The organism is Streptomyces sp. NPDC006140 (assembly GCF_040628815.1).
GTDB lineage: Bacteria > Actinomycetota > Actinomycetes > Streptomycetales > Streptomycetaceae > Streptomyces.
Genome location: NZ_JBEXTS010000001.1, coordinates 279,222 through 301,787 on the forward strand (window position 1 = coordinate 279,222; position 22,566 = coordinate 301,787).

At 68.2% G+C, this 22,566-nt stretch carries 21 protein-coding genes; 15 read left to right on the forward strand and 6 right to left on the reverse strand.

Going from position 1 to position 22,566, the window contains the following annotated elements; genetic code table 11:
* Positions 1-4: 4 nt before the first annotated feature.
* On the reverse strand, positions 5-433 hold the full coding sequence (locus tag ABZ386_RS01290) for a roadblock/LC7 domain-containing protein (protein ID WP_358962916.1): 429 nt from the start codon (positions 431-433) through the stop codon (positions 5-7).
* A complete protein-coding gene (locus ABZ386_RS01295; RefSeq protein WP_358962919.1) occupies positions 408-1,802 on the reverse strand; it encodes an ATP-binding protein in 1,395 nt (464 codons plus the stop codon). The genes ABZ386_RS01290 and ABZ386_RS01295 overlap by 26 nt, the downstream gene beginning before the upstream one ends.
* 992 nt (positions 1,803-2,794) lie before the next feature.
* On the opposite strand from ABZ386_RS01295, the gene ABZ386_RS01300 reads away from it, so the two are divergent.
* The 4 genes from ABZ386_RS01300 (at position 2,795) to ABZ386_RS01315 (ending at position 7,321) form a co-directional block, all read left to right on the forward strand.
* Positions 2,795-4,216, forward strand: coding sequence for a helix-turn-helix transcriptional regulator (locus ABZ386_RS01300; protein ID WP_358962922.1), 1,422 nt, complete (start codon positions 2,795-2,797; stop codon positions 4,214-4,216).
* A gap of 232 nt (positions 4,217-4,448) precedes the next feature.
* Positions 4,449-4,877 (forward strand): 2'-5' RNA ligase family protein, encoded by a 429-nt coding sequence (locus ABZ386_RS01305; protein ID WP_358963660.1) that lies wholly within the window; start codon positions 4,449-4,451, stop codon positions 4,875-4,877.
* A gap of 186 nt (positions 4,878-5,063) precedes the next feature.
* The gene (locus ABZ386_RS01310; RefSeq protein ID WP_358962925.1) at positions 5,064-6,377 is read left to right on the forward strand and encodes a hypothetical protein; all 1,314 of its coding nucleotides are present in this window, start codon (positions 5,064-5,066) and stop codon (positions 6,375-6,377) included.
* A gap of 2 nt (positions 6,378-6,379) precedes the next feature.
* Positions 6,380-7,321: a ParB/Srx family N-terminal domain-containing protein gene (locus ABZ386_RS01315; protein ID WP_358962927.1), complete on the forward strand. Its 942-nt coding sequence runs from the start codon at positions 6,380-6,382 to the stop codon at positions 7,319-7,321.
* Between the two features lie 304 nt (positions 7,322-7,625).
* Here ABZ386_RS01315 and ABZ386_RS01320 read toward each other — a convergent pair whose 3' ends face one another.
* Positions 7,626-8,108 (reverse strand): MarR family transcriptional regulator, encoded by a 483-nt coding sequence (locus tag ABZ386_RS01320; protein WP_358962930.1) that lies wholly within the window; start codon positions 8,106-8,108, stop codon positions 7,626-7,628.
* 202 nt (positions 8,109-8,310) lie between these two features.
* Between ABZ386_RS01320 and ABZ386_RS01325 the strand changes: the two genes are divergently transcribed.
* Together ABZ386_RS01325 and ABZ386_RS01330 are read left to right on the forward strand one after the other, a co-directional pair.
* Positions 8,311-9,435, forward strand: a complete 1,125-nt coding sequence (locus ABZ386_RS01325; protein WP_358962932.1) for an amidohydrolase family protein — start codon at positions 8,311-8,313, stop codon at positions 9,433-9,435.
* Positions 9,436-9,480: 45 nt separating this feature from the next.
* Positions 9,481-9,954, forward strand: coding sequence for a nuclear transport factor 2 family protein (locus ABZ386_RS01330; RefSeq protein WP_358962937.1), 474 nt, complete (start codon positions 9,481-9,483; stop codon positions 9,952-9,954).
* A gap of 15 nt (positions 9,955-9,969) precedes the next feature.
* Here ABZ386_RS01330 and ABZ386_RS01335 read toward each other — a convergent pair whose 3' ends face one another.
* Positions 9,970-10,818, reverse strand: a complete 849-nt coding sequence (locus ABZ386_RS01335; protein ID WP_358962939.1) for an IS5 family transposase — start codon at positions 10,816-10,818, stop codon at positions 9,970-9,972.
* A 301-nt stretch (positions 10,819-11,119) separates the two neighbouring features.
* Between ABZ386_RS01335 and ABZ386_RS01340 the strand changes: the two genes are divergently transcribed.
* Positions 11,120-12,190: a hypothetical protein gene (locus ABZ386_RS01340; RefSeq protein WP_358962941.1), complete on the forward strand. Its 1,071-nt coding sequence runs from the start codon at positions 11,120-11,122 to the stop codon at positions 12,188-12,190.
* Between the two features lie 335 nt (positions 12,191-12,525).
* Here ABZ386_RS01340 and ABZ386_RS01345 read toward each other — a convergent pair whose 3' ends face one another.
* The gene (locus ABZ386_RS01345; protein WP_358962944.1) at positions 12,526-14,547 is read right to left on the reverse strand and encodes a PhoX family phosphatase; all 2,022 of its coding nucleotides are present in this window, start codon (positions 14,545-14,547) and stop codon (positions 12,526-12,528) included.
* 342 nt (positions 14,548-14,889) lie between these two features.
* On the opposite strand from ABZ386_RS01345, the gene ABZ386_RS01350 reads away from it, so the two are divergent.
* The 8 genes from ABZ386_RS01350 to ABZ386_RS01385 all read left to right on the forward strand — a co-directional run bounded on the left by ABZ386_RS01350 (position 14,890) and on the right by ABZ386_RS01385 (position 22,098).
* A complete protein-coding gene (locus ABZ386_RS01350) occupies positions 14,890-15,861 on the forward strand; it encodes a PstS family phosphate ABC transporter substrate-binding protein (protein WP_358962946.1) in 972 nt (323 codons plus the stop codon).
* Complete coding sequence (pstC, locus tag ABZ386_RS01355) at positions 15,858-16,805, forward strand: phosphate ABC transporter permease subunit PstC (protein WP_358962948.1); 948 nt, start codon at positions 15,858-15,860, stop codon at positions 16,803-16,805. Before ABZ386_RS01350 ends, pstC begins: the two co-directional genes overlap by 4 nt.
* Complete coding sequence (gene pstA, locus ABZ386_RS01360) at positions 16,802-17,704, forward strand: phosphate ABC transporter permease PstA (RefSeq protein WP_358962950.1); 903 nt, start codon at positions 16,802-16,804, stop codon at positions 17,702-17,704. The genes pstC and pstA overlap by 4 nt, the downstream gene beginning before the upstream one ends.
* A 62-nt stretch (positions 17,705-17,766) precedes the next feature.
* Positions 17,767-18,618: a phosphate ABC transporter ATP-binding protein PstB gene (gene pstB / locus ABZ386_RS01365; RefSeq protein WP_358962953.1), complete on the forward strand. Its 852-nt coding sequence runs from the start codon at positions 17,767-17,769 to the stop codon at positions 18,616-18,618.
* 57 nt (positions 18,619-18,675) lie between these two features.
* Complete coding sequence (locus ABZ386_RS01370; RefSeq protein WP_358962955.1) at positions 18,676-19,470, forward strand: response regulator transcription factor; 795 nt, start codon at positions 18,676-18,678, stop codon at positions 19,468-19,470.
* A gap of 13 nt (positions 19,471-19,483) precedes the next feature.
* Positions 19,484-19,774 (forward strand): hypothetical protein, encoded by a 291-nt coding sequence (locus ABZ386_RS01375; protein ID WP_358962958.1) that lies wholly within the window; start codon positions 19,484-19,486, stop codon positions 19,772-19,774.
* 440 nt (positions 19,775-20,214) lie between these two features.
* A complete protein-coding gene (locus ABZ386_RS01380; protein ID WP_358962961.1) occupies positions 20,215-21,489 on the forward strand; it encodes an APC family permease in 1,275 nt (424 codons plus the stop codon).
* A 102-nt stretch (positions 21,490-21,591) separates the two neighbouring features.
* Complete coding sequence (locus ABZ386_RS01385; protein ID WP_358962963.1) at positions 21,592-22,098, forward strand: DoxX family protein; 507 nt, start codon at positions 21,592-21,594, stop codon at positions 22,096-22,098.
* A 12-nt stretch (positions 22,099-22,110) separates the two neighbouring features.
* Here ABZ386_RS01385 and ABZ386_RS01390 read toward each other — a convergent pair whose 3' ends face one another.
* Positions 22,111-22,416, reverse strand: a complete 306-nt coding sequence (locus tag ABZ386_RS01390) for a PadR family transcriptional regulator (RefSeq protein WP_358962965.1) — start codon at positions 22,414-22,416, stop codon at positions 22,111-22,113.
* Positions 22,417-22,566: the final 150 nt, after the last annotated feature.

Here is a 22,566-nt window from a genome sequence, read left to right on the forward strand (position 1 = left end):
CACTTCACAGGACCGACTCGCCGGCAGCCGCAGCCTGGTCCCGGAGCGCGACGGACAGGGATCCGGGCATGCGCTTGATGAGCAGTTCCGTCTCATACGAGATCTGCTCAATGTCCGTGGCACCGTCGGCCAGGACGGTCAGCAGCGCACCATCGCCAGCCGCCATGACGAACAGGTAGCCCTCGTCGAGTTCCACGGTGACCTGCCGGACACCGCCGGCAACCTGGAGTTCGACGGTGGCACCGATCGCCAGCGAGTGCATCCCGCTGGCGATGGCGCTCAGCGTGTCCGGCTCGGCTCCATCGAGACTGCTGTAGTAGCCCACCTTCAATCCGTCTCGGGACGTCACCAGCGCGCTCTGGGCGCCGGACGCCCGCTCGACGAAGTCCTTCAGCAGCCAAGTCAGGTCATTCGTCGGGGTTTCGGGCTTCATGAGATGCCTCCAAGGCGTGGGGAGATTCGGAAGGTTTGGGGGAGGGGTGGCTGCCGGAAGCGCCCTGCTGGGCTGCGCGACGGCGTCCGGCAGCGATCTGTGCCATCAGCCTGCTATCAGGCGCGTTGGTGGGCACGGCTCGACTGGGCCTACGCCGCAGTCCTTCTGCCAGGTAGGAGCGTGAGGTGTCCCGGACCGTCAGCGGCTGCGGGCTCTCGCTGCCGGAACTGGTTGAGCTTGTCCGGCCGGGTTGAAATGCCTGCGTCGCGCCCGTCCTGCGCTGGGGCAGCGGCGGCAACCGCTCAGCGTCGGCTGCCGAAGTCGGCAGTGCGGCACCTGCGGGTCGCGGACCGTCCGGAAGACGTGTGTCGCTGCCCGGACGGATGCGTCCACCAGTCAGGGGCGGCCGAGGCGTTTCCAGATCTCGGCGTACCGGTGCGGGCGCAGGTTGCTCGTCCTGTCCGTTGTCGGTCGTGCTGCTGTGAAACAGAGCGAACGGAATGACGACAACCGCTTGGTTGCCCAGATAGATGTTGGTCTGGAGCCTCACCTGGAAGCCGATCCGCCGGGCGTGGGTGGCGACCACCCACATCCCGATACGTCCATCGCGCACGAACTCGCCGACGGTGGGACGGGACACATCGGCCAACAGACCGTTCAACTGATCCCGGAATTCGTCCGGTATCTGCTCTCCGTGATCGTCGATCTCGATGGCGATCCCGGCCGGCAGTTTCACGACTCGGACCGCGACCTGAGTGTCGGGAGCGGAGAAGTTAGTCGCGTTGTCGATCAGCTCGGCCAGCGAATGAATGAGGCCGGCTGCCGCCCTGCCCCTGATAGTCCCCTCGACGGGTGACGCAAGCTTCACGCGCGCATACTGCTCGACCTCGGCAATCGCATGGTTGATCACATCGGACAGCGATGTCGGCTTGTCGGAGCGCCGAGGCACGGCGCCTCCCACTACGGCGATGCTCTCGGCGAAGCGACGGGCCCGAGTCGCCATGTGATCCAGATGCCACAGCGGACGCAGGACAACAGGGTCCTCGATCTCACGCTCCAGCTCGTCGAAGGCCCTCAGCATCTGGTTGAGCAGCATCAGCATCCGGCGCCCGAGCGTGAGGTGCGCCCGCTTCTCCTGCTGAGCGGAAGCACCGCTGATCAATAGCTGAGCCTCGCGTACGAACCTGTGCAGCTCGTACTCCAAAACGGCGAATCGGTTGCGCTCATCAGGCTTCAGGGGCAGTTCGCGCAGCTGCGGCCGCTCGCCACGTTGTACTTGATCCATCGTCTGCTGGGTGCACTTGAGACCATCAGCCAGGACCGAGAGCAGACGCGTGATCCACTGCTCCACGGCGTTGCTGTTGGCCACCCGCTGCTCATGGACCGTGCCCGCGGTCGCATCAGCCCACCCCCACGCGGCGCTCGCCACAAGCAGGCATCCAAGGGCCGCTCCGGTCCACGGGAGCCAACTCATGCCGGACCTCAGCAGTCCGGCACGCAGGACATGCTCGGCCAAGGCCAACCACACCAGCACAGCAGCCGCTGGGACGACGGCGAGTAGCCGCAGCCGCGCGCGTATACCCCTGGCAGTGTTCAGCCCGCGCCCTGACGGCCTTCCACGTCGTCGGCCTGCAGAGCGTCCAGCAGGTGAAGTAACAGACATCAGCAACCTCGGGGGCGGGCGACCTAACAGGTGCGCCGGCCGCGTGACTTGGCGTGGGTAAGAGGGAGAGGTCACCGGGACAAGCCACCCGCCACGGGGTAACGACGTGCGCACCTGTCCCGGTCACCGGCTACGGGGGCAGTCGGTTGAGCATGTCGGACACGCTCCGTGACTGTTTGGTCGATCTCTGGGGCGAAATGGGTGTCGTGCAGGTAGAGGAGTCGGCCCAGCCCCTGGGGACCGCGAGGGATGCGGCACGGCAGTATTCAGCCATGTCCAGCGCGATCGATGCCGACGCCAGGCGCTTCCGGTCCAGGTGCTGCGTGACCTGCACTGGGCCTCCAGCCTCGTGCTTGACGCGCCAGCTCATGGCCCTTGGCTCCGGGTGATCGACCCGTGACGCGGAGATGACCCGCAGCCCGTACCGGTCAGCGAGGACATCGACCAGTTCGTCATCCGTCCATGCGTGAGTGAACAAATCGGGACACCTCCTCTCATGAAACCGCTTGGGCAGCGGCCGAAAAGGAGAGTGGCACGATCCTCACGGGGAACCCATTCCCGCAGGAATATTCCAAAGTGAATAGGCTGAAGGGCCCTGTCTGAAAGGCGAGTTCGGGGGCAACGTGAAGACGAATGGCCGATGCAGCAACAGGTGGTGCGGCGCTCCACTCAGCCGCTACAACCCCGGCCCTCTGTGCGTGACGTGCCAGCAGACGGGATGGCTGCCTTCACAGGTCTGGGACCACCCCGCAGTACAACAGGCCTTCTCTTCCTATGACTTCGTCACGGCCATCAAGCTCATCCGAGAGATCGCCGGCCTGTCCCAAGGAGACATCGCCTCGCGCACCGGTCTGTCTCAGGGCGAAGTCTCCAAGCTCGAAGCCGGCCGTCCCCTGACGCGCATCGACAAGATCATCAAGGTGGTGGAGGGCTTGGGCGTCCCGGCCGCCTTGTCACCCATCCGCGTACCGGGCGCACCAGCCATCCCTGTCACGCCGGTCGAGCCTGACTGGGACGACCCGGTGGACATCGCCACCGCCGTGGACGACATGCTGGCATCGAATACGGCGCCGATGGCGATTCAGGCAGCTGAAGACGCTTTGCTGCGCATCGTCGATGTCTACGAGTCCGACGGGCCCACGGGCTCGTCCCGGCTCGCCAGCAAGACGCGCAAGCTCCGTTCTCACCTGCACAGGCTGCTTCAGGGCCAACAGCCGCCCTCCCACCGCACCGAGCTGTTCCGGGTCGCGGCACGCATCTCGGCCGTCCTGGGCTACATGGCAGTCAATGCCGGACGCCACGACGTCGCTGCGTCTTACTGCACCGAAGCCGTCACCATGGCCCAGGACATCGGCGACCTAGAGACGATCATGTGGGTCCACGGCACGCGCTCACTGTCGTCCTATTACCAGGGCGATTTCGCTCACGCAGCTACATGGGCCAGGACGGGGATCGCACTCTCTCCGGAACACCCTCAGGCCATTCGCCTCCACGTCAACGGACTCGCACGCGCGCTCGCCCGTCAGGGCGATCACACCGGCACCATCCGCGCCATCGAGGCTGCGGAAGGTCTCACCGCCCGCCACGGCGTCACCGCCGCTCTGACTCCCTGCATCTCGCTGGAGCCCTACGGCGTTACCCGTACTCTGGCCAACGCCATCACCGGCTACGTCGCCCTCGGCGACACCGCCGAGGTCCTGCGCTACGAGGATGAGATCAGCGAACACGTCGCCGAATCAGACTCGGACTGGACGCGCTCCCTGGTTCGGCTCGATGTCGCCACCGCACTGGTCTTGGGTCAACGCCCTGATGTCGAACACGCCATGCTTCTCGGCCGGCAGGTCCTCGAAGACGCGGCGGACGGTCCCCTGATCCTGTCGGTCGTCCAACGAGCCCATGATCTCCGACGCAGCGCAACGAACTGGAAGGAGGTCGCGGCCGTACGTGAGTACGGCGAGGCCCTGCGGGCGTGGGCCGCCACCCCCCGTGTACGCCAGCTGGCCGACTCTGTCACGATGCCAGCGTCAGCACACGTCACGGGAAGGACGTCGCCGCGGGATGGCTCCACTGATCACGCACCCGGACGCGTTCCCCTCCAGCCCACCCCCGGACCTGAATGACCCTGTCGCCATCGCCACACACGATTGGCAGGCCTTCGACGCACTCACAGAGATGCAAGACCACTGGCGGCGCCCGGGCTGGACAGCCGACACACGCGCCTACTACTGGCTGCTCACCGTTCCCGATGATCCCGCGTTCGTCGCTCACGCTCTTCGGTGCCAGGACGCAGTACGCCACCTACAGGCATTCGATCTGATCGATCGGCAGGGCTTCCACCTCACGATGGGCCGTATCGCCCTTGCCCATGACGTCGACGAGCGTCAGCTCCACGACCTGGTTGAAGCCGTACAAGCCGAGGCGCCGCCCGCTTTCGAGCTTTCCGCCCTGCCCCTTACAGGATCTCGCGGTGCCCTCCGTTACAGCGTCGCTCCATGGACCCCCATCATCTCCCTCCATCAGCGACTCGTCGCGGCCTCCTTCGCCTGTGGCCTTCCCCCCATGAAGAGCAGCAGCAGGCTCAGGCCCCATATCGGAATCGGCTACTGCCGCACGAGGATTCCAGCACGCCCCGTTCAGGCCGTGGTCAAGCCCCTCCGTTCTCTGCCTCCTGTGCCACTGCTGATCGATCGCCTCGACCTAGTCGAGATGCGACGTGAGGCCGCCGCCTATACATGGAAGATGGTTCGGACGGTCCACCTCTCGCTTGAAGGCGCCCGGTAGCCTCTGGCCGGTCGGGGGCGACGAGTTGGGGTGAGATAGGTGACCTACTTGAAATTGTTACTACGATCCTTGTGTTAAGTTCCTCTTCAGCGCCCGGTCCGGCACTCGACGGGCCGGGCGCTGGTCGTTCCTCGCAAACGCGCATCCGGGAGGAGAGAGTTGTTCCAGGGCACCATTCCGAGCCCGATGCGCGCCATCGTGCGTGAAACAGCGGGAAGTTGGCCGCGAGGGTGTGTCTACATTCCGTGCTGCGGGAACTTCACCATCGAAAGGTCCCTGGGTGGAATGGGCTTCGCTCTCCACTCCTCGGACGTGTCCATTTACACCACAGCTATCGGCCGGTGGCTTACCAAACAGCGCATCGGCATCCAGTTGCGGGAGGAGAGCAAGGAACAGCTCCACTGGCTTGCTGACTCGTTGGACGACGGAGTCGGCACCGTCGCCACGATGATGCTCGGCACCAGGTTCCTGGCCAGCGTCGGCCGAGAAGGCCTCTGGCACGAACGGGTCGTACGGTCTTACCGAGACCAGTGGAAGACCAAGCACGCCGAGACCGTCCAGCGGCTATCGACAACCCGCGTCGAACTGGCCTCGTACGAAGTGGAAGACGTGCGCACCTGGCTCCAGAAGGTGCCACGCGAGGCTCCCGTTTGCTCCTTCCCTCCCTTTTACGGCGGCGGGTACGAGAAGCTGTACGAGCCGCTGAACACCCACTTCACGTGGGACGCCCCCGAGTACGAGCCGCTGTCCGACGCCGACGTGGTTGACGTCCTCGCCGCTATCACCGACCGGCCGTACTGGCTGACCGCCTCGAATCACGACGTGCCCGAGCTGCGCGCGTACTTGCGCGGCGTGATCAAGGCCACCCCGCGCGCCGCTCCCTTCTATGTCTATGCCTCCGCTGCTCCGACGCGGATCGTCGCTCCCCGCCAGCCGATCGAGCCCGTCAAGGCCCCACGGTTGCAGGCCGGTGACGAACTGGTCGGGCCGTTGCAGCTCGCCATACTCAAGCCGGGCCAGTTCAACGCGCTGCGCTCCCGCTACCTCAACCCGCGCATCGCGCCCGGCGCCGCGAACCTCGCGGTCGCAGTCCGGGACGGCACCGGCAAGATCCTCGGCGTCTTCGCCATGGCGCCGAGCACCTACACGCCCGACGAGGCATACCTGCTCTCCGACTTCGCGGTCGCGCCGACGGACTACCCGCGGCTGTCGAAGCTGATCGTGCTCGCGGCTACCAGCGCGGAAGCACAGCTGTTGTGCCAGCGGGCGCTCTCGCGCCGGATCCGCACGGTGCTCACGACGGCGTTCAGCAACAACCCGGTGTCGATGAAGTACCGCGGGCTGCTGCGGATGGTGAAACGCAGCCCGTCGAACGGGGACGGCTGGAAGTTCCAGCTCCAGTACCAGGGGCCGATGGGCGGGCACACGCTCGCCGGGGCTCTGGAGAAGTGGGCGAAGCGGTGGGGCGCCCGTGCCACGCCGACGCAGACGGGAGTCTGACCATGGAGGAGTCGACCCAGCTCGCCGCGCCGAAGATGGTGCAGGGCGACCCGCGAACGCTGACCCTGCTGGACGTCAACGCGCGCTTCATGCCGCACGAGAGGTTCCGGCAGCTCGTCGCCAACATCAAGCGCGACGGGCACCTGACCTCGACCCCGCTGGTCTGGAACGATACCGACAGCGGGCGGCTGATCGTGCTGTCCGGCAACCACCGCACGCTCGCGGCCATCGAGGCCGGCCTGTCCTCGATCTGGTGGATGCAGATCGACGAGCCGCTGCCACGGCAGCGGCAGATCGCGATCCAGCTCTCACACAACGCCATCGATGGCGAGGACGACCCAGCGATCCTCAAGGAGCTGTACGACGAGCTGGAGTCGGTGGAGTGGCGCCAGTACACCGGCCTGGACGACAAGACTCTCGACCTGCTGGAAAAGGTGGACGTCGCCAGTCTCGGCGAGGCCAACCTCGACTTCGCCTCCGTGCAGTTGGTGTTCCTGCCCGACGAGCTGGAGCGCGCCGAAGCCGCGTTCGACGCCGCACGCGCCACGGCCTCCGCGGACCAGCGGTGGGTGGCGGGCCTGGAGCAGTACGAGCCGGTTCTCGATGCGCTGGAGACGTCGCGGGCCGCCTACAAGATCGGCAACAGCGCGACGGCGCTCGGCGTGATCCTCACTGTGTTCGAGCGGCACCTGGGTGAGCTGGCCGAGGGCTGGTTCGACGCCGCCACGGGTGAGCCGAACCGCAAGGGCACGGCCCCGCTGGAGACGGTGTTCGGCGTGCGGGACGTGCCAGTGGAGACCGCAGCCGTCGTACGGGCGGCCATCGACCGGATGGTGCAGGACGGCACTGTGCCGGCCGATGAGCCGTGGCGTGCGCTGGAGGTCCTGGCTATGAGCAACCCAGGTGATGAAGCCAGTGGAGCGCCTGATCCGGAAAAGTCTTGACGACATCGGTGGCTGCCAAATGGGAGCTGCTGCGTGTGCAGTAGATCGCCGTTCGTGCGAACGGCAGTCGTCAGGCGGTTGGACTTTCTCTCGACGGGATCACCCCCGCTCGCACGGAGAGCACCCCCTGCTGGTATCACCGGACGTCTCCGTCCGCGGTTCACCTCTGCTCGCGCGGTGGTGATCGTCCCGCACCACTAGGGCCTGTCATTTGGATCATGCCGCAGCGCGGCGTCACCCAGCGCATCGCCCGCACAGGCACTGAGTCCTTGCCCGGGGAGGTACCGGCCACTGTGCCCGGGAGTCAACGGCGTTTCAGCGGGGCAAGGTCGGCGTCCGCAGCCGCCGACTCCGGAGATCCCCACGGTTCCTCCAGGGCTGCCCGAAGTGCGGTGACCATGTCCGCACCGACGCGCCCGGCGAGCGCGTCTTCGAGCCCGGCCAGTATCTCCATCGACTCCGCGCGGCGCCGGGTACCGGCTGTCGAGAGGCGCACGAGCTTGGACCGCGCGGACCGGGGATCGCTCTCCACGGTCGCAAAGCCCATGGCGGCGAGTTCATGAACCCACTGGTGCGCGGTAGGGGCGCTGACGCCCAGACGCCGGGACAGCTCGGCGATGCTTGCCCCCTCTGACGGGAGCTGGCTCAGCAAGGTCACGTGCGCTGCGCTGATGGTCGCCTCGCCGTCCTGGGCCTCAAGCGCGTTGATCAGGGCGGTTCGGAACCAGTTGTGTGCGCGCCACAGCAGCCGGATGAGGGGCTCGGATTCAGACGGGGAGGAGGACATGGGTCTGCTTTCCCAGTGGGGCGGTCGGTTCGGCGCGGTCTGTCGATCGTAAGCCGGTCAGACCTGGTGCCCAACATCACCGGGGCTTCCGAGACCATCATTCATTAGGTAGCCTATGATTAGTTTACCTAATACTGGGCTCGATCGATTCCAGCCCAGCCCCATGTCCCCGATTCGCATAAACCGATGGAAAGGCAGGACGATGACGACAGGACCGTCTGTATCCCCCCTCGCAGCGGGCACCTCGCGGCGGCGTCTGCTGGCCGCCGCGGCCGGCGCCACCGCCGGCACGGCAGCCCTCGCGGCCCCGCCCGCAGCCGCCCAGGCCGCCACCTCCACGTCGGCCGGGACCGCCGCCGGCCGTCCGGGGCGCGGCATGAAGGTGATCGCAGTCGAAGAGGCGTTCTCCGTTCCGGAGCTGATCCCGTGGCCGGGCGAGGCCCCTATGCCCCCCGGCTGGGGGCAGGAGTGGGGGCGCCGGCTCGCGGACTTCACGGAGTTGCGGCTGGCGGACATGGACGATCATGGGGTGGACATGCAGGTCCTGTCGCTCACCTCACCCGGCGTGGAGGCCATCGAGGACCCCTCCGAGGCCGTGGCCACGGCCCGCCGGGTCAACGACCACCTGGCCGAGGTGGTCGCCGCCCACCCGACACGGTTCGCCGGCTTCGCCGTCCTGCCGCTGCAGGACCCGCAGGCCGCCGTGACCGAGCTGCGCCGAGCCGTGGAGGTACTGGGTCTCAAGGGGGTCCTGCACAACGACCACGTCCAGGGCCACTACCTCGACGAGCCGCGGTTCCGGCCGGTGTGGGCCGAGCTTGAACGGCTCGGCGTGACGCTCTACCTCCATCCCGCGCTCGTCCCTGCCGATCAGTGGCGGGTGTTCCAGGGGCATCCCGTGCTGAGCGGGCCGACCTGGGGATGGACGGCGCAGGTCGGCGCACACGCACTCCGCCTGATCTACGGCGGAGTGTTCGACGAGTTCCCCGGGGCCTCGGTGACGCTGGGGCACATGGGAGAACTGCTGCCCTTCCAGCTGGCCCGGCTCGACAGCCGCTCCCACCAGGCCGACCCCAAGGGCAGGCCACGCCGACTGCCCTCCCACTACCTGCGGCACAACCTCTACGCGACCACCAGCGGCGTCTTCTCCCACGCGGCCCTCCTCGGAGCCGTCCACGCCATCGGCGCCGACCGGCTGCTGTTCGCCGTCGACTACCCCTACGAATCCACCGCCGAGGCAGTCGAGTTCCTCCGCTCAGCGCCGTTCTCCCGTGCCGACCGCAAACGCATCGCACACGGCAACGCGGAACGCCTGCTGAACCTCTGATCAGGCACGAGTGCGCAAACACACCGAGTTCGAAGAGGCCAACCAGTGAGCCTGACCAACGAAAGGAACGAGGACGTGGACACTACGACGGTGCAGCGACTGCTGGACGAATCGGAGCTGCGGAAGCTGATACAGGCGGTGCCGCGAACGCTCGATGAAAGAGATTTCGACGGCTACGGTGCACTGTTCACCGAAGACGCTGTGATGGAGATCGGCAGGGAAGTCCGCCGCGGTCGACAAGCTATCGCCGACGGCCCCAAGCGCGATTTGCCCTCCCGCTACGAGGCGACGTTTCACCACATGGGCCAGATCTACATCGAGGTCGACGGGGATGAGGCAACGATCCTCACCTACCAAGTTGCGTATCACCTCCCGAAAGTCTCGGAGCCGATGACGCACGAGGACGCCGGTGGCAAGTACCACGCCGTCGCCCGGCGAACCGAGAACGGCTGGCGAATCGCGCGACTCCGTCTCGAAATCGTCCTGGCCCTAGGAGCTCCCTTGAGCCTCGACGTCTAGTCGGTTTCGATTGGATCATCGGGCAGACCACAGGAAGATGCCCGCGACGTGGAGTCCGGCCATGTAGATGGTCGCGGTCTTCTCGTAGCGGGTCGCGATGCCGCGCCACTGCTTGAGGCGGTTGATGCGCCGCTCGACGGTGTTGCGCTGCTTGTAGGTCTCGCGGTCGAAGGCCGGTGGTCTGCCGCCCCGGCTGCCCCTTCGCAGCCGGTGGCCGCGCTGGTCCGCCGGGACGGGAATCACTGCCCGGATGCCGCGCTTGCGCAGGTGCCCGCGAATCGCGCGTGACGAATACGCCTTGTCGGCCAGGACGACGTCCGGCCTGGTGCGGGGCCGTCCACGCCGGCGGGGAACGCGCAGACGCCTCATCACCTCGCCGAAGGCGGGTGCGTCACCGGCCTGTCCGGCGGTGAGATGGAAGGCCAGAGGCCGGCAGCGGCCATCGGCTGCGAGGTGGATCTTTGTGGTCAGCCCGCCGCGGGACCGGCCGATGGCGTGGTCGGCCGGTTCGCCGGCCGGGGCCCCCCCTTTTTTGCGGGCCCCGGCCGCGTGCTGGTGGGCGCGCACGATCGTGGAGTCCACCGAGACGGCCCAGTCGAGGTCCTCGTCCGCGTCGGCCTGGGCCATCAGCGCGGTGAACACCCGCTCCCAGGTGCCGTCGACGGCCCACATCCGCAACCGGTTGTAGACGCCCCTCCAGTTGCCGTACTGCTCCGGCAGGTGAACCCACTGCGTTCCGGTCTGGAACTTGAAGGCGATCGCATCGATCACCTCCCGGTGGTCACGCCACCGGCCGCCTCGCTTCGGCGTCCGGTCGGGGAGTAGCGGCTCGATCCGCGCCCATTGCGCATCTGTTAACGGCACGCCCGGACCAACGGCGGGCTGATCCGAACGAAACGGCCTAGCCCCCCGCTGTGGCACCCTCGATGTCCTCCCGGCCGACGCAGGCGTGTGCCGGCCTTCACCGCTGCGCCCTCTTGTCCTACGTGGTCCTCCCGTCCGACGCGGAGGTGCTCCAGAGGCCAAGACCGGCTACCCGGCCAAGCCACATCCTCCCGCCGACGCGGGGTATTGCTGAGATCACCTATTGTGCTGGCCTGTAGGGGAGTGAGGATGCGATGGCGTGGTGTGCCTGGACCGTGCGGGCGCCCTCAGGGGGAACAACATGACGAAGTATGTCCCTGTGGAGTTGCCCGGGCTGGTCGGCGACGAGCCGTTGGGGTTCCTGGCGGCGATCGGACTGATCAACCAGCTCAGCGAGGTGGCATACCTGAGCTGGTCGCCCGAGTCTCACTGGGCGATCGTGCACTGCGATGCCTCCCGCTACTCAGGCATCGATGACTTGGTGAGCGCCCTGCTGCGGCGGCTGGACAAGGTCAAGCCGGGGTGGGCCATTCCCTACGAAACCGACTTCCCGCTGCGACGCCGGAGTGGCGGTCCGGACCCCCTGAGAATGCGGCCCGACGAATTCCGTGCGAGAACCATGAATCGGTACAAGGGCGGCCTGTCCTGGTTGAAGGCAGCCTTGACCGACGAGGCGACCGACGCGGACGGGTACTGTGCGGTGACCCCCTACATCGCTGTCCGCGGCCGCCAGACCATCGGCAGCTTCTGGTACTACCCGATGCTGGAGGTGAGGAAGGAGCCACGACGGCTGCTGACCGAGGCTCTCACCGGCTGGCGCCGGGTGGAGGGCGCCGACGGGTGGCTGCTCGACCCCCACGCCTCTTACTCCACATACCCGGAAGTCCGTGGTCCGGCCGGCAGCATGGCTGTCCCCGGTGCCACCTGGCTGGCGACCCTTGCCGTGGGTGAGTTCCCCTTCCAGTCCCGCTCCAGCCGTGCCGTGCAACCGATCCGCCCGACGCGGCCGATCCTGTGGCATCACCTGGACGGCCAGGATGTGCTGATGTGGCCGCTGTGGACGCTGCCCGCCCGCGGAAACACCCTGCACGCGGTGTGGAACGTCGGTTGGCGCAGCGGAGCATGGGAACTGCAACGCCTCCCGGATGAGACCCTGGAGGTGCGAATCCGCCCGACACACGGTGTTGCCGCTCCCGACAACATCGACCGCACAGTTGATCTCGGAATCTTTACGATGTGCGCCGCCACCCGTCCGCACAATGGTCAGATGCCTGCACCCCTGACGCCCGTCCCCATACAGACCAGGCGAGACCTGCCAGAGAAGTACGGTGACTATCCCGCTTGGAGCGGCTCTCAGCGATCAAGCTTTTGATGCGTGCCCCCTGACGAGCCGGGGGCGGCCTGTCAACGAGCACCACGCAACGGGGTGGATGCGGTGGTCCCCGCGCCGCCGCCACGGTGTGGTTCCCCCCGAGCTCGGGTGATCCGTCGTCCCGGGTGCGAGTCCAACGACGGTGCGAGGTTGGTTCGACGCTGCCACCGGGATCGAGGTCACGCTCACGCCCAGGTTACCGAGGGAATGCACTCCGTCATTGTGCGCGCCTCGAAGCGGGACGTGGGCGCGGCAGCCTCCGAGACCGTGCCGCGGCTGGTGGCCGAGGTGGTCTCGGAGGGTGGATCATCCTGCTGCGGCTGATCAGCTGGTGATCAGTCGGCCCAGACTGCAACGACCGACGGGCGTGGGAGTTTGCCCGGGCCGTCGGGCCAGGTGGAGCCGGGGTTCTCGGCGGTGGCGCCGTCCGTCTCGCCCGGGTGCTGCGGAGCGACGAGGATGCGGTCCCTCGTGATGATGGGGCCGCAGCACTCAGCGCCCTTGGGCATGGTCAGGAACTGCTTCACGTGGCCGCGCTGGGGTCCCTTGACCGGGACGGCGAAGAGGCCGTCGTTGAAGCCGAGGGCGGCACCGTCGGTGGCGATCCACAGGTTGCCGTACTCGTCGAAGGCGACGTTGTCGGGGCAGGAGATCGGGCTGACCTGGTTCTTGTCGAAGCCGGCGAAGTAGGTGGAGGGGTCCTCGGGGTCGCCGCAGACCAGCATCAGCTTCCAGCGGAAGGTCTGGGCGGCGGCGTTGGAGCGGGTCTCCTCCAGCTCCAGGATGTGGCCGTGCTTGTTGCCGGTGCGCGGGTTGGCCTCGTCGGGGCCGGCCTTGCCGGTGGCGCCGCGGTCCTTGTTGTTGGTCAGGGCGACGTAGACGCGGCCGGTGTAGGGGTGGGGCTCGACGTCCTCGGGGCGGTCCATCTTCGTGGCGCCCACCTTGTCAGCGGCCAGGCGCGTGAAGACGTACACCTCCTCTGCGCTCATCCCCGGCACGTGCGACACCGAGCCCGAGGCGAGCGGGATCCACTCACCGCCGCCGTCGAACTCCCCATCCCCAGGGAGCTTTCCTGTGCCGTCGATCTCGGAAGCCGGGCTGTCGCCGGTGAACTTCGCGACATACAGCGTGCCTTCGTCGAGCAGACGCATGTTGTGCTCGCGGGCGGCGCGGCCGTGGCCCTTCTTGTACGCGTGCTTGGAGACGTACTTGTAGAGGTAGTCGAAGCGTTCGTCGTCGCCCATGTAGAGGGCCACGCGGCCGTCGGCCGTGATGCGGGGCTCGGCGGCCTCGTGCTTGAAGCGGCCCAGGGCGGTGCGCTTGCGCGGCGTGGAGTGCGGGTCGTGCGGGTCGATCTCGACGACCCAGCCGTGCCGGTTGGGCTCGTTCGGTTCCTTGCCGATGTCGAAGCGGTCGTCGTACCGCTCCCACTTGCGCTCGCTGGCACCGGTGGGCAGGCCGTAGCGGGCCAGGCGGGCCTTCGCGGTCGGGTCGGTGACGGCGGCCGCGCCTGCGAAGTACTGGTTGAAGTTCTCCTCGCCGGACAGCACCGTGCCCCACGGAGTCGTGCCGCCGCCGCAGTTGTTGAGTGTGCCCAGTACCGTCCGGCCGGTCGGGTCGGCGCTGGTCTTGAGTAGATCGCTGCCCGCGGCCGGCCCGGTGAGGGTGAAGGGAGTGGTGGCGGTGATGCGGCGGTTGAGGACGTCGCCGACGACCGGCCACAGCTGGCCCGAGCGGCGGTCCTCGCGTACGACGAGGACGGTCAGGCCGTGGGCGGCCCAGGCGATCTCGACCTGTTCGCGGGTGGGGTTGGCCGGGTCGTAGCCGTAGAACATGACCTGTTCGCTGGTGTACTCGTGGTTCACCACGAGCAGCTTCTGGTCCCGGCGGCGGGGCAGGTCCAGCAGCGCCATGTAGTCGGCGTTGTATCCGAACTGCCGTGCCTGTGCCCGCGCGCTCTGTTTGCGGGCGTCGAAGCGGGGAGCCCCGGCGAGGACGGGGTCGCCCCAGCGTATGACGACCTGCTGGGCGTAGCCGTCCGGGATCGTCACGGCGTCTGCCGTGTTCGGGGCGACCGGCTCGAAGTCCAGGCCGCGTGGCGGGCGGCCCCCGGCAGTGGCCGGTGCGGCGGTCGCGGGAGTGGCCACGAGCGCGGTGCCGCCGGCGGCCAGTGCCACCACGGCGGCGCTGCCTTTGAGGACGCCTCTGCGGGAGAGGGCCCGCTGCACGATGTCGCCGAAGTACGGGTTGAGCGAGCGGTTGGGCGCGTCGTGCGAGCAGGCGTCGCCGCACCGGTACCGGCAGGTCAGAGCGGACCGCGCGGTGTTGTGGCCGGGCAGCAGGGGCAGGTCGGGCACGGTTCCTCCATGCGTTTCGGGGACGAGCGCGATGCCACCGGTGTATAGGTGGACGTCGATGAATGACGCTAGGCGCGGTCCGGGCGCACCGAAGCGGCTGAACAGTGAACTCCGTTCGAACTCTGACCCCGCCGCGCCATCCCGGCCCCCTGGCATCCGGAATCGCCACCGTCACTTAAAGCAAGATCGATCTATATAGATGGGTGGCTATAGTTCATGCGGGAGGGGCCGCCCGTACATCCGGTGTTCATATAGTCAGACTTCGATCCAAGGTGTCAGAGCGGAGCGCGCAGCGCACCCGTCCACCGCCGGCACGCCCGGCAGACGCGAGGGTCGAGAGTCGTGAACATTTCCACTTCGTTGCGCCGGGCCAAGGCTCCCCTGGCCCTGACGGCTGCTGTGATGCTGGCTGCGAGCGCGTGCGGCGGCGGCGACGCCGGGTCGGGCGGCAGTGGTGATGAACTGTCGGGCACGGTGAAGGTCGACGGCTCCAGCACCGTGGCTCCGCTGACCAGCGCCGCCTCGGAGTTCTACGCCGAGGAGCAGCCGAAGGTCCGGGTCACGGTCGCCACGTCCGGCACCGGTGGCGGTTTCAAGAAGTTCTGCGTCGGTGAGACCGACATCTCCGACGCCTCCCGTCCGATCAAGGACGAGGAGATCAAGACCTGCGAAGAGAACAACATCAAGTACGAGCAGCTCGCCATCGCCAACGACGGTCTCTCCGTCGTGGTCAGCAAGGACAACGACTGGGCGGAGTGCCTCACCGTCGAGCAGCTCAAGAAGATCTGGGAGCCCGGTTCCAAGGTGAACAACTGGAACCAGGTCGACCCCAAGTTCCCGAACGAGCCGCTGAAGCTCTTCGGCGCGGGCACCGACTCGGGCACCTTCGACTACTTCACCGAGGCCATCAACGGTGAGGAGGGTGCCTCCCGCACGGACTACAGCGGCAGCGAGGACGACAACGTCACCGTGACCGGCGTGTCCGGGACCAAGGGCGGCATGGGCTACTTCGGCTTCTCCTACTACGAGGAGAACGCCGACAAGCTCAAGGTCCTCCAGATCGACGGCGGCGACGGCTGTGTCACGCCGAGCGTGGAGACGGTGCAGGACGGCACGTACAAGCCGCTGGGCCGGCAGCTGTTCATCTACCCCTCGGACGCCGGCCTGAAGAAGCCGCAGGTTCTCGACTTCGTCGAGTTCTACGTGGAGAACAACAAGAAGATCGCCGAGGACTCCAAGTTCATTCCGCTCAACGCGGAGCAGGAGAAGGAGCTCGAGGCGGCCCTGACGAAGCTGAAGGAAGCCGCTAAGTGACCGGCTCCAGCACCCAGTCCGCTGCGGGGGCCGGTTCCCGGTCCCTGCGGCGGACTCGTCCGCGTTACGGCGAAGCCGTGATCAAGGGGCTGCTGCTGACCGCGGCCCTGGTGTCGGTGGCCACCACCGTGGGGATCGTCGTCTCGCTGATCCCCCCGGCCGTGGAGTTCTTCCGGACGGTCAGCCTGTCCGAGTTCTTCACCGGCACGGAGTGGACGCCGCTGTTCGCCGACAAGCACTTCGGCGTGCTGCCCCTGGTGGCCGCCACGGTCGTGATCACCGGCATCGCCCTGTTCATCGCCGTGCCCGTCGGGCTCGGTGCGGCGATCTACCTCAGCGAGTACGCCAACCCGCGGCTGCGCAAGTGGCTCAAGCCCAGCCTGGAGGTCCTGGCCGGGATCCCCACCGTGGTCTACGGCTTCTTCGCGCTGGCCTTCATCACGCCGCTGCTGAAGGACATCCTGCCGAGCGGCTGGACGCCCGACGTCCGCAACGGCCTGGCGGCGGGCCTGGTGATGGGCGTGATGATCGTGCCGACCATCGCCTCGCTCACCGAGGACGCGCTGTCCGCGGTGCCGCACGCGCTGCGCGAGGGCTCCTTCGCGCTCGGCTCCGGCAAGCGCACGACCTCGGTCCGCGTCGTCGTCCCCGCGGCCCTGTCCGGCATCGTCGCCGCCTGCGTCCTCGGTGTCTCCCGGGCCGTCGGCGAAACCATGATCGTGCTCATCGCGGCGGGTGTGAGCGCCGAGTTCACGCTCAGGCCGCTGGGCGAGATGGAGACCATGACCGCGTTCATCGCACGCGCCGCCTCCGGCGACGTCCCGGTGGGCTCGATCTCCTACAACACCATCTTCGCGGTGGGCGCGCTGCTGTTCCTGGCGACCTTCGTGATGAACCTGATCAGCATCCGGCTGGTCCGCAAGTACCGGGAGGTGTACGAATGACCGCCCCCGTCATCGAGAAGCCGGCGGCTCCCGGCCGCGGAACGCTGGCCGGACCACGGTTTAGGCCGGGGGAGAGCTTGTTCCGCTGGCTGCTGCTCGCCTGCCTGGCCATCGGCATCGTCTTCCTGGTCTCGCTGCTGACCTACGTCCTCGTCGAGGCGTGGCCGCGCCTGGACTCCCGGTTGTGGAACAACTTCCCCTCCATCCGCCGTCCGGAGAACGCGGGCGCCCAGTCCGCGATCTTCGGCACGATCTGGGTCATCTCCTTCACCGCGCTGTTCTGCCTGCCGACGGGCATCATGGCGGCGATCTATCTGGAGGAGTACGCGGACCAGGACCGCTGGTACAACCGGCTGATCGAGGTCAACATCCAGAACCTGGCCGCTGTGCCCTCGATCATCTACGGCATCCTCGGACTCGGCCTGCTGGCCCGCCAGCTCGCGCTGGGCACCACGGTCCTCACCGCCTCGCTGACGCTGTCCCTGCTGGTGCTGCCCGTGGTGATCATCTCGTCGAGGGAAGCGATCAGGGCCGTCCCAAGGTCCATCCGGCAGGCGTCGCTCGCGCTGGGCGCGACCCAGTGGCAGACGATCTGGCGCCAGGTGCTCCCCGCCGCCGTGCCGGGCATCGCGACCGGATCGATCCTCGCGCTGTCCCGCGCGATCGGTGAGGCGGCACCGGTGATCATGCTGGGCGCGGTCACCTTCGTCATGTTCAACCCCGAGGGTCTGCAGAGCGAGTACACCGTGCTCCCGGTGCAGATCTACAACTGGATCAGCCAGTCCCGCGAGGAGTTCCACCATCTGGCAGCCGCCGCGATCATCCTGCTGCTGGCGATCCTGCTCGTGATGAACGCCGCCGCGATCTGGCTCCGCAACCGCTACAGCCGCCGGTGGTGACCGCCGTGCCCGAGACACCCAGCACCCGAAAGACGCCAGTGACCGCTGTGCAGGAGACCGCCATGACCTCTTCCTCCGACGCCGCACGCGGCGGCACCAAGACCCCGCAGGTCAGTTACCGCGAGGCGCCGGCCCTGACCAGCCCCGTCTTCGAGGTCGGCAGCCTGTCCGTCTTCTACGGTGACCACGAGGCCGTCCGCGACGTCAACATGACCATCGGGCAGCGGCAGATCACCGCGATGATCGGCCCGTCCGGCTGCGGCAAGTCCACCGTGCTGCGCTGCTTCAACCGGATGAACGACCTCATCCCGACCGCCCGCGTGGCCGGAAAGATCCACTACCACGACGAGGACCTGTACGGCCGCGACGTCGACCCCATAGAGGTGCGCCGCCGGATCGGCATGGTCTTCCAGAAGCCGAACCCGTTCCCCAAGTCGATCTACGACAACATCGCCTACGGCCCCCGGGTGGGCGGCTTCAAGGGCAACCTCGACGACCTCGTCGAGGAGACCCTCACCCACGCCGCGCTGTGGGACGAGGTCAAGGACAAGCTCAAGACCTCGGCGCTGGCGCTCTCCGGCGGCCAGCAGCAGCGGCTGTGCATCGCCCGCACCATCGCGGTCAAGCCGGAGGTGATCCTCATGGACGAGCCCTGCTCGGCCCTGGACCCGATCGCCACCGCGAAGATCGAGGACCTCATGGAGCACCTGGCCCAGGAGTTCACGATCGTCATCGTCACGCACAACATGCAGCAGGCCGCGCGCGTCTCGCACCGCACCGCCTTCTTCACCGCCGACGTCGACGACAAGGGCGTACGCCACGGCCGCCTCGTCGAGTACGACGAGACCGAGCTGATCTTCTCCAACCCCTCCGACCAGCGCACCGAGGACTACATCTCCGGCCGCTTCGGCTGAGCGATGACCGGTCCGACGTCCGCCCCTTTGCGCGTCACACGTGAAGGAGTTCTACGGGTGACACCCGAGGCACATCCGCCACCGGTGACCGCGGCCAGCGGCCCCGGTGGCCCAGACGAAGGCCAGCTGCACGACCTGCTGCTGGCCGAGCCCGACGAGGCACTCGCCGGCCAGGCCCTGGCCCGCTTCGAGAGCGTGGGCATCCGCACCCTCGTCTGCCACGACGGCGCGGAAGTGCTGCTCCAGGTCGGCGCCCGCCGACCGCGCGCGGTCCTGCTCGGCGCCCCTCTGCCCGTCGTGGACGCTGCTCGGGTCACGGAGCTGATCGCCCGGCTCCATCCGGTGCCGGTCCTGGTGGGAGCCGGTGCCGAGGGGGCGGCGGAGGCGACGGCGGCGGTGGCGGCCGGTGCGATCGCCTTCGTCGCCCGCCCCTACCGGATCGAGGAGATCACTCCCCTTCTCCGGTCCGGCTGGAACGAGGGCGACGGCTCGGCCGTGCCCCTGAAGGTCGGTGACATCGAGCTTGATCCGGCGGGCTTCCACGTCTATGTCCGCGGCCGTTCCCTCCAGTTCCCGGTCCGTGAATTCCTGCTGCTGCGCTACTTCATGGAGCGCCCCAACAAGGTCATCACCCGCCGTGAACTGACCCAGGCCCTGTGGGGGACGGAAGCCCCGGAGAGCAACACCCTCACCGTGCATGTGCGCCGGGTGCGCCACAAGCTGAAGGAGGAGGGGGAGAGCTGCTGCACCATCGACGCGATCCGCGGCATGGGGTACCGGCTGGAGTGCGGCTCCTCGTGCGCACAGGGGACGGGCTCGCAGTCGTCGTCCCCACAGCCTCCCAGGGGATAGGGGCCTGAGGACGGTGGCCGGAGGACCGGAGGACGACTCGTACATCGACCTGCCGTCGCGGGCGGGGCGCTACCCGAGGTGGGGCGTCGTGCACGGGCGGCACCACATCCCCGGCGTCGGCACCCTCTTCCACCGCAAGGGGTGGTTCTCCGCGAAGGTCCGGGCCCGGTACTTGGCCGCCGGACACACCCGGTGGCAGACCTTCACCACAGACCCGGGAACCCTGATGGAGATCATCACGGCGCGCACACCGGCCGAGGCCCGAACGCTGATCTCCCTGTGCCTGACCGACGCGGAGACATGAGAGCGGGCTCCACAGACTCCGGCCGACGGGCTGCTTGGCGGTGCCCCGTCGGCCGGTCTACACCGGTGACGCGAGCCGCGGCCGGGTCGCGCCCAGCGGGTGCGCCTTGTGGTCGTCCGGGGCGCTGGCTGTGGTCACCGGCGTACAGCCCCGGCCCGCCGCAAGGGCTTCGTGCTGGCGGAGCCCGGTCCGTGCGGCCACCAGGTCGAAAACCTTCACGACCTGTATGCCCAGGCTCCCGGCGAGACGCTGGTCGCCGCCCAACACGTTCCCGCCCGCGCCCCGCCCCTGCTTGTGCGTGGTGGTGTCGCAGAACCTGATAAGTCACGCCGCGCGCGGTCTGGCAAGGGGGGCGGTCGAAGTGATCCGCGCCCGTCCCGTATCGTCTGCCGATATCGGCTTTCGTAAGATGTGCGGCCGTGCCGCCGAAGGAGTGGGCCATGAGCAAGCCATCGACCGCCTCCGGTATGCCGGACGAGCTCCACCGGCGGCTGGGAGTGCCGGATGCCGTCGTGATCGGCCTGGGGTCGATGATCGGCGCGGGGATCTTCGCCGCGCTCGCTCCGGCGGCCCGCGCGGCCGGCTCCGGGCTGCTGATCGGCCTGGCGCTGGCCGCCGTGGTCGCGTACTGCAACGCCACCTCCTCCGCGCGGCTGGCGGCCCGGTACCCGGCGTCGGGCGGCACGTACGTCTACGGCCGCGAGCGGCTGGGTGACTTCTGGGGCTACCTGGCGGGCTGGGGGTTCGTGGTCGGCAAGACGGCCTCCTGCGCGGCGATGGCGCTCACGGTCGGCTCGTATGTGTGGCCGGGGCAGGCCCACGGGGTAGCGGTCGCCGCGGTGGTGGCGCTGACGGTGGTGAACTACGCGGGAGTGCAGAAGTCGGCGCTGCTGACCCGGGTGATCGTGGCCGTGGTCCTGGCCGTGCTCGCTGCCGTCGTGGTCGCCGCCCTCACCTCCTCGGCGTCGGACACGGCCCGGCTCGACGTCGGCGACGACGCGACCTTCGGCGGGGTGCTCCAGGCGGCGGGGCTGCTGTTCTTCGCCTTCGCCGGGTATGCGCGCATCGCCACCCTCGGCGAGGAGGTCCGTGACCCGCAGCGCACTATTCCCCGGGCCATTCCCATCGCCCTCGGCATCACCCTGGTCGTCTACGCCGTCGTCGCCATCTCCGTGCTGACGGTGCTGGGCCCGAAGGGGCTGGCGGAGGCCGCCGCGCCGCTGTCCGATGCCGTACGTGTGGCGGGCGCCGACTGGCTGGCTCCGGTCGTGCGGGTCGGCGCAGCGGTGGCCGCGCTCGGCTCGCTGCTCGCACTGATCCTCGGCGTCTCCCGCACCACCCTGGCCATGGCCCGCGACCGGCACCTGCCGCACGCCCTTGCGGCAGTCCACCCCAAGTTCAAGGTGCCCCACCGCGCCGAACTGGCCGTGGGTGCGGTGGTCGCCGTCGTGGCGGCGACGGCCGATCTGCGCGGGGTGATCGGCTTCTCCTCCTTCGGTGTGCTCGCGTACTACGCCATCGCCAACGCCTCCGCCTGGACCCTCACGCCGGACGAGGGCCGACCGGCCCGGGTCGTCCCCGCCGTCGGGCTGGCGGGCTGCCTCGTCCTGGCCTTCGCCCTGCCGGTGTCCTCCGTGATCTGGGGCGGCGCCGTCCTGGCCGTCGGCGTCGCCGCGTACGGGGTGCGCCGCACCGTGGCCGCCCGCAGCTCGTAGAGGCGACGCGCCCCCGGGCGGGCCGAAAACCGCGGTGGCCCTCTGCCTCGCGGGACGATATCGAGATCCGATAGGTATCCGCCGAGGCAGAGGGGCATTCGCATGACTCAACTGGGCATCTGGCAGGCCAAGCTGACCGTCACCCGGGCGCCGGCCGTGACGATCCTCATCCGCCTGTACGTCGGGGCTGTCTTCCTCTCCGAGGGCATCTTGAAGTTCCTCCGCCCTGACGCGCAGGGCACCGGCCGGTTCGACAGGGCCGGCATCCCCGTCCCCGGCTTCTTCGCGCCCTTGGACGGGGTCTTCGAGATCGCCTGCGGTGCGCTGATCCTGGCCGGGCTGCTCACCCGGCTCGCCACCGTTCCCATGATCGTGAACATGCTCGGCGCGCTACTGATCACCAAGTTGCCGATCCTGTGGGGCGACGCCCCGCTGTTCGAAGGCAAGTCCGGCTGGTGGGACTTCGCTCACGAGTCCCGCACCGACCTGGCCCAACTGTGCGGCAGTCTGTTCCTGCTGCTGGCCGGCGCCGGCGCGCTCTCCCTCGACGCGCGCCTCGCCAGGACGAGCACCATCCCAGCCGCCGCGACGAGGGGAGCGGGCCGCTGACTCGTCGTCCGTCTACGGGGCGTCGTCGCCGAGAACCTCGCGGGCAAGTTCCTTCAGCGCCTGGCGGTCCTCCGCGAGGGCCTTCTTCCCGGCCTCGGTCGCCTTGTAGACCCGCCGGGTGCGGCCGTCGACCACCCGCTGCTCGGAGACCAGCAGCCCGTCCGCCTCCAGCCGGTGCAGCGTGGGGTACAGGGTGCCGGGGCTGATCTGGTAACCGTGGGAGGCCAGTTCCTCGGTCATCCACGCGCCGTGGATCTCCTCCTCGGCCGCGTGATGCAGGATGTGCAGCCGCACCGCGCCCCGCTGGAACTCCCGCACTCTTACCCACCTCCCCGCCCTCACGGCAATGACGAAACCGATATCGGGCACCGAGTCTACGTCGGTGCGCCACCCTTCGTTCCGACTCTCCGCACAGCGCGCTGGTCAGCGATCCCCCTCCGGGGCACACGACCAGGCACCCCGATCCGC